The organism is Mesorhizobium sp. M0340 (genome assembly GCF_040321535.1).
Taxonomy (GTDB): Bacteria; Pseudomonadota; Alphaproteobacteria; order Rhizobiales; family Rhizobiaceae; genus Mesorhizobium.
Window position 1 is genome coordinate 1 of the sequence record NZ_JAMYRR010000061.1, and the last position, 6,784, is coordinate 6,784.

Below are 6,784 nucleotides of genomic sequence, written 5' to 3' on the forward strand. Positions count from 1 at the left end.
GGCGAGGCAATGGCTGGACCCAAGCGCGGGTCTGTTCGTTCCGCAGCCATTACGACATTGCCGTCCACCGCGCGAGCGAATGGGCTGAGCGGGGCGAGATTACGGGATATCTTCCGCCGCCATGACGAGGCGTATCGACAGGTCAATATCGGCCATCTTGGACGCGTCGAGCGGGAACTGACGGCATTGAAAGGCCGGCTTTGTTCGGTGTTCCGTCGCTCGGAAGCGCGCGCGAGCTGCGGTGCGTTCATCGACGGTCTTTTGTCGGGGATTAAGCGCTGGCTCCTGGCCGAAAAGGCGGGCCTGGAGAGGCCGTGGCGGATGCAGGCGCTGCTTGGCCGCTCGCATTGGGATTGCCATGATGCGCGCTGTTGTTTTTGACTATGTCATTGAGGCGCTTGGCGACCGATCGGGTGTGCTGGTTGTCGATGACACCGGTTTCCTGAAGAAAGGCCAGCATTCGGTTGGGGTCGCGCGGCAATATTCGGGAACCGCCGGCCGGATCGAAAACTGTCAGGTTGGCGTGTTTGCCGCCTATGCCAGCCGTTTCGGCCAGGCACTCATCGATCGGGGCTTTACTTGCCCGAAGCGTGGGCCAAGGACGAGGCGCGCCGCAGGGCTGCGCATATTCCCGAAGATGTGGCATTCGCGACCAAGCCGGCGATCGCGCGCGCCATGTTGGCCGACGCGCTCGACAGGGGTGTGCCGTGCGCGTGGGTTCTGGCCGACGCAGCCTATGGCGGGGATTATCAGACCCGGCGCATGCTCGAGGAGCGCCGACAGCCTTTATGTTCTTGCGATACGGTCCAATCATACCTTGCGCATGCTGACCGATCAGGGGCTGCTGCAGACGGATCCGAAAGAGATGGCCGAGGAACTCGCCGCCGAGGCCTGGCAGGCGCTTCCGGCGGGTGAAGGCGCCAAGGGCCTCAGGCTCTACATCCGCAGGAGCCGGTCCGATCCGCATGCGCTTAGCTTTATCTGGTGTTTGCGCCCGCGGACGCGACGCTCGTAGAACTGGCCGGCGCCGCGGGCTTGCGCTGGACGATCGAGGAATGTTTCCAGCGCGCCAAGGACGATCTCGGTCTCGATCACTGCGAAGCCCACTCATGGCACGGTTGGCACCGTCATATGACGCTGGTCATGGCGGCAGCCGCTTTCCTGGCCAAACTCGGCGCCGATCTGCGCCGTTCGGCTCTCGGCAAACCGAACGAAACGAGTCCAAAGTCAGCAATCGCAGCCTGACGCGCAAAATCGCTCTTATCCCCACCGTCGCCGAAATTCGAAGGTTGATCATGCGCCTCCTCAGGCGAAAGCTTCACAGCCGTGCCTTCATTTTCGCCTGGTCGCTTTGCCGACGACGGCATCAAGCCCAGGCCATGATCGCTCACTACAAGAAAAGAGGCCATCTGCAACTGTAGTATTAGATGTTTAATCCCGGCGTTTGCTGGAAGCGGATTTTAGCTGGGAGCGGTCTGGCCGGGGGCAGATGGACTTACAGGGGGTGAGGCACTCGTCCGTGGCGATCGAGCACCGCATGGCGCTTTGCGACGGCCGTAGACGCGCTCCCGGCAGGGCGGACGCCATCTTTTGGTCGGTGAGCGGGTCAGATTGATCTAATTATGTCAATTCGCAGGGAAAAATGCAATGATTGTAGTACGACTTCCGTCGATTATCGAAGTCGCAATCATAGCAGACATTATTCCATGGATGACCTAGATCGAAGGATCCTTGCGGCTCTACAAAAGAACAACCGACTCCCTTTTGCCGAACTGGCGGAATTGGTCGGTTCTTCGGCAGCGTCATGTATGCGTCGAGTTAACAAGCTGCGTTCGGATGGCGTGATCCTTGCGGACATCTCATTGGTGGATCCGAAAGCTTTTGGTAAATTGCTCACCGTTGTCGTCACGGTAGAGCTCGACCGTGAGCGTCTTGACCTCGTTGATGAGTTCAAGCGCGCGATGCGCGCGGCCAAAGAGGTCACCCAGTGCTACATGGTTACGGGCGACGCCGATTTCGTGCTGCTCGTCTCGGTCGAGGACGTTGAGGCCTTTGACGTCTTCGTCAAGACAAAGCTCTATACCAACCCCAATGTCCGAAAATTCCGAAGCATGATTTCGCTTGATCGTGTCAAGTTCGAGCCACGCGTTGCGGTATAGCGTTGGGCTAGGCGCGATGAAGTCATCACTCCGGGCCTCATTTCGAAACCGCCGTTTCGCGCCAAGCAGCAGATTGATCTTTTTCGCCTAATCAGCTGTGCGATGTAGAGGGTGCAGTTCATCTTGCGTCAGAACGGTGCGAGTTGTCCGACCGTTCCGCGCGCGAAAGCAATCGGTGTGAGGAAAAACGAATGGCGACACTTGTGACACAGATCTTACCAGGCCTTCCAACCATCGACGAGCATCACGTTGATCGACGGCGCTATCCGGACGGGGTAGCTTTCATGGATGGACAATACGTGCATATGTCCGAGGCTAAAATATCCGTGCTCGATTGGGGTTTCCTGCACTCCGACGCAACCTACGACACCGTGCACGTTTGGAATGGCAGGTTCTTCCGGCTGGATTTGCATCTTGACCGTTTTTTCGAGGGTATCAAAAGGCTGCGAATGAAGCAGCCCTATGATCGCAACAAAATAACATTGATCCTCAACAATTGCGTCGCTTTGTCAGGCCATCGATCGGCATACGTGGAGATGATCTGCACGCGCGGTTCATCGCCGATGTTCAGCCGGGATCCCCGCCAGGCGGAGAACCGCTTCATTGCGTTTGCCGTCCCCTTTGGCTCGGTTGCCAACAAGGATCAGCTGGAGAGAGGTTTGCACGTCGCAATCAGCGACACCGTTCGCATTCCTCCAAAATCAATCGATCCCACAATTAAGAACTATCATTGGCTCGACCTTGTGAAGGGTCTCTTCGATGCGTATGACGCAGGAGCGGAGACTGCGCTTATCGTTAACGCAAACGGCCACATTGCGGAAGGGCCTGGTTTCAATGTGTTCGTTGTGAAGGACGGATCGTTGAGGACACCCGCATTTGGAGTCTTGCCCGGCATCACGCGCCGCACTGTCTTCGATCTCTGTGCCGAAATCGGGCTCTTAGCAACGGCCGCCGATGTAAGTGGTGCTGAGATCAAGGCGGCCGACGAAGTATTTATCACATCGACTGCCGGCGGCATTATGCCCGTGACGCGTATCGACGACACCGTGATCGCTAATGGGCTCGTCGGGCCCGTGAGCCGCCGGCTCATGGATCTCTACTGGCAAAAGCACGATGATCCTGCATGGTCGACAGCTGTCATGTATCCGTGATCAGTAGCCATGCGACAGCAGTTGGCGGGCGACTTCGTGGAGTTCTCACTGACCTTTCGTCATGAAAGCTACCGAAATGGAGCGGGCGTGCTGCGGCGGGTGTCGTCCTCGGTTCGCGGACTGCCGGACACATATACCCGGTGTCTTCAACTGCTGGATACCAGCTGTCGGAAGACGAGCGCATGATCCGCGATGGTACAGCACTGTTCTGCCCCCCGAGCTGGGGCAGCGCGTCAGGACGCTTACCTCAAGAAGTGATCAGACCGTCGCCTTTTTTCCGTGAGAATATGATGCCGGTTTGCTCGTGTCACATTTGTTGGATTATGACGGCATTGGTGCTGGCTACGGTCGCAATGGCCTCGTGGCGCGCGAGGTTGCGCGATCGGCGGCGATCCCCACTCGATATTGAGCATATGCTTGTGTAGGACGTCCTCCATGCCATTCCCGGGAGTTGCCGATGAAGAACGCATTCGTTGCCTATTTGTCGGCGGAACTGGCCGGATTGAAGTCCGCGGGACTCTACAAATCCGAGCGGGTGATTGCCTCGACGCAGTCGGCCGAGATCGAGGTCGGTGGCGAGAAGGTGCTGAATTTCTGCGCCAACAATTATCTCGGCCTCGCCGACAGCGCCGAACTGCGCGAGGCGGCCAAGCAGGCGCTCGACCGTTACGGCTACGGCATGGCATCGGTGCGCTTCATCTGCGGCACGCAGGAAGAACACAAGCAGCTCGAGGCGACCATTTCTGACTTCCTCGGCATGGAGGACACGATCCTCTACGGCTCCTGCTTCGACGCCAATGGCGGCCTGTTCGAGACGCTGCTCGGCGAGGAGGATGCGGTCATCTCCGATGCGCTGAACCACGCCTCGATCATCGACGGGGTACGGCTGTCGAAGGCAAAGCGCTTCCGCTACGCCAACAACGACATGGCCGATCTCGAAGCGCGGTTGAAAGAGGCGCGCGACTGTCGGTTCCGGCTGATCGCCACCGACGGCGTGTTCTCTATGGATGGCATCATCGCCAATCTGAAGGGCGTCTGCGACCTCGCCGACAAACATGACGCAATGGTCATGGTCGACGACAGCCATGCAGTTGGCTTCGTCGGCAGGAATGGCCGTGGCTCGGCCGAACATTGCGGCGTCGAGGGCAGGGTGGACATCATCACCGGGACGCTCGGCAAGGCATTGGGCGGTGCGTCGGGCGGCTACACATCGGGCAGGAAGCAGGTGGTCGACTGGCTGCGCCAGCGCTCGCGCCCCTATCTGTTCTCCAACACGCTGATGCCCGCTATAGCAGGGGCTTCGCTGGAGGCCTTCGATCTGATCGAGCAAGGCGATGCACTGCGCGAAAAGCTGTATGACAATACCGATCGCTTCCGCTCGAAAATGTCGAAGGCGCGCTTCACGCTGGCTGGTGCGAACCATCCGATCATCCCTTTGATGTTAGGCGACGCGAACCTCGCGCAGCAAATGGCCGAGAAGATGTTCCAGCGCGGCGTTTATGTGACCTGTTTTTCGTTCCCCGTGGTGCCCAAGGGTCAGGCGCGCATCCGGACGCAGATGTCTGCCGCACACTCGGAGGCCGATATTGATCGCGCGGTCGAGGCCTTCACAGCGGCAGGCAGGGAATTGGGAGCAATCTGATTCAACATGGCGGAGCGCCTTCGTCGATGTCCGCGAGGACGTATGGTGGCCCTTGGCGGTCCCGGTCTATCTGTGCAACCGGAGGGCTGGCTACCTCGTCCAATCTACTGTCTTAGGAGCATGTTGATGACCTATAAGGCTATGACTCTTTGGAAGCCGGCTAGGGACAGGCTTTGGCCATCTAAAAGGCGTGCGTTTTCGGTAGAGAAAATCCCAATTGATGCGAGCGCCACCGGTGTTTCGCAGATGGCCAGGCAGCGGTCTCTGCGACGAGGCGATCATAGCTGTCAAAGCGAAGATTGAGGCACTGGCGGCGCAGAACGCCGATTTCGATCTAAGACCATGTTGAGCCCGCGGCGTGTTTGGGCGTGTAGTGGAATTTCAGCCGTCGAAGGACGCGTCACGCCTCTTAAGCGCAGGAACTGGTGGACACAGTGGCCGAGCGGGTTGACAGATTGTCGAGCTCACCCTGTGGCGTTCGGTCTGCGGGTAATGGATATAAACGAGGTCGCGAATGCAATAGGCAAAGTCTTCCGCTGCGCGCCGCTCGGTGACCTTGACTTTGCGCCGTGTGTGGACGCCTCCCCGCTGGCAAGAGAATTTTTGATATGCTGCGGTATCGGTCGGTGCGGCACATGCCATATACCGCTGGCCTTAATGCCTTGCGCAGAGAGGGGTCCCAACCAGAAGGACGCGCTTTGAAGCGCTCTGGCGCATGTGGGTGTCCCGATCTCAGAGTGTCGACCGTTTCCTCATTGCATGCGTTTGCGGTTCCCAACTCAAATCACCGGTAGACTATGCTGCCGCGACCTGTGGCTCTCTGTAACGTTCGTCGATCGTCATGATCGCCCAGATCATCCGCGCCATCTTGTCGGCGAGCGCAACCGCGGCGATCTTCGTTGGGCACAGCCAAGCAACTGGACCAAGCAGGGTCGCCTCGTTCCATGCGTTGGGCATAGTCGATGGACCGCGAGCCCGCTGACCACGGCAATTGCCGCAGGTATCGATCTCTTGCTTGGTGACGCCACGGAGCCGTTTCCCTTGCCGCCGCTGGAGTTTTGCCGTGGCACTCGACGCAGGCAGCCAGGTTCCTGCCGGATTTGAATGCCCGAGGATCAGGCTTGACGAGGGCCTACCGCTGGCCCAGCGTGAACCTGACCTCGTGCGCTGTCACGGATCTGACTAAAAAGGCGAGTGCCCATGATCCGCCCTACCTGTGCCCGATGTGCAGCGCTTAAAGGTTCGGCCGGATTGGCACCAATGAACGCGTGCTCTTCAAAAATCCCTTGTTGGGCTTGCGCGCCTGAGATGGAAGATGAGTTGCCGCGCGCGGCCCGCGGTGGCTGAGACATTTCAAACAACGCCGCTTTGTGGGGTCTGCATTTCACCAATCGAGGCATTTTGATGGCCACTCTCTTCTCCACAGGGCTAGTGTCTCATCATTACCGCCGCCCGATCGGGCGTTCGCTCGTGGCGTCGACAGGACCGAAGAAGCGCGACTAATCGCGCCACCAACTCGAAAGGGAACTGGAACATGAGAATCTCTCGACGCGAATTGATCAAAACGGGTTTGTTAGCGGGAGCGGCTTTATCGATCTCATCAGTTCTGCGGGCTGAGTCAGATGGCGCAGCGACGGTGCGCATGGTGAAGGCGAGCGACCTGCGGATCTTCGATCCAATTTATACAGCGACGAACGTCACCGCCGACCATGGCTTGGCGATTTATGACACGCTGTTCGGGTCAGACTCGAAGTTCATGCCGCAGCCACAAATGGTCGGCAAGTGGGGCGTGTCCGAAGACAGGAAGACCTATACGTTCGAGCTGCGGGACG

The 6,784-nt window shown here is 58.7% G+C and carries 3 protein-coding genes and 2 pseudogenes; all 5 read left to right on the forward strand.

What is annotated here, in order from left to right:
- The first annotated feature begins 147 nt into the window (after positions 1–147).
- Positions 148–1,245 (forward strand): annotated as a pseudogene (locus NKI79_RS32925) (IS701 family transposase).
- Positions 1,246–1,706: 461 nt separating this feature from the next.
- Positions 1,707–2,159: an Lrp/AsnC family transcriptional regulator gene (locus tag NKI79_RS32930; RefSeq protein WP_352807445.1), complete on the forward strand. Its 453-nt coding sequence runs from the start codon at positions 1,707–1,709 to the stop codon at positions 2,157–2,159.
- A gap of 191 nt (positions 2,160–2,350) precedes the next feature.
- The gene (locus tag NKI79_RS32935) at positions 2,351–3,310 is read left to right on the forward strand and encodes an aminotransferase class IV (protein ID WP_352807447.1); all 960 of its coding nucleotides are present in this window, start codon (positions 2,351–2,353) and stop codon (positions 3,308–3,310) included.
- 457 nt (positions 3,311–3,767) lie between these two features.
- On the forward strand, positions 3,768–4,952 hold the full coding sequence (locus NKI79_RS32940) for a glycine C-acetyltransferase (protein WP_352807450.1): 1,185 nt from the start codon (positions 3,768–3,770) through the stop codon (positions 4,950–4,952).
- Between the two features lie 1,534 nt (positions 4,953–6,486).
- Positions 6,487–6,784, forward strand: a pseudogene (locus NKI79_RS32945) (ABC transporter substrate-binding protein); the annotation flags it as partial.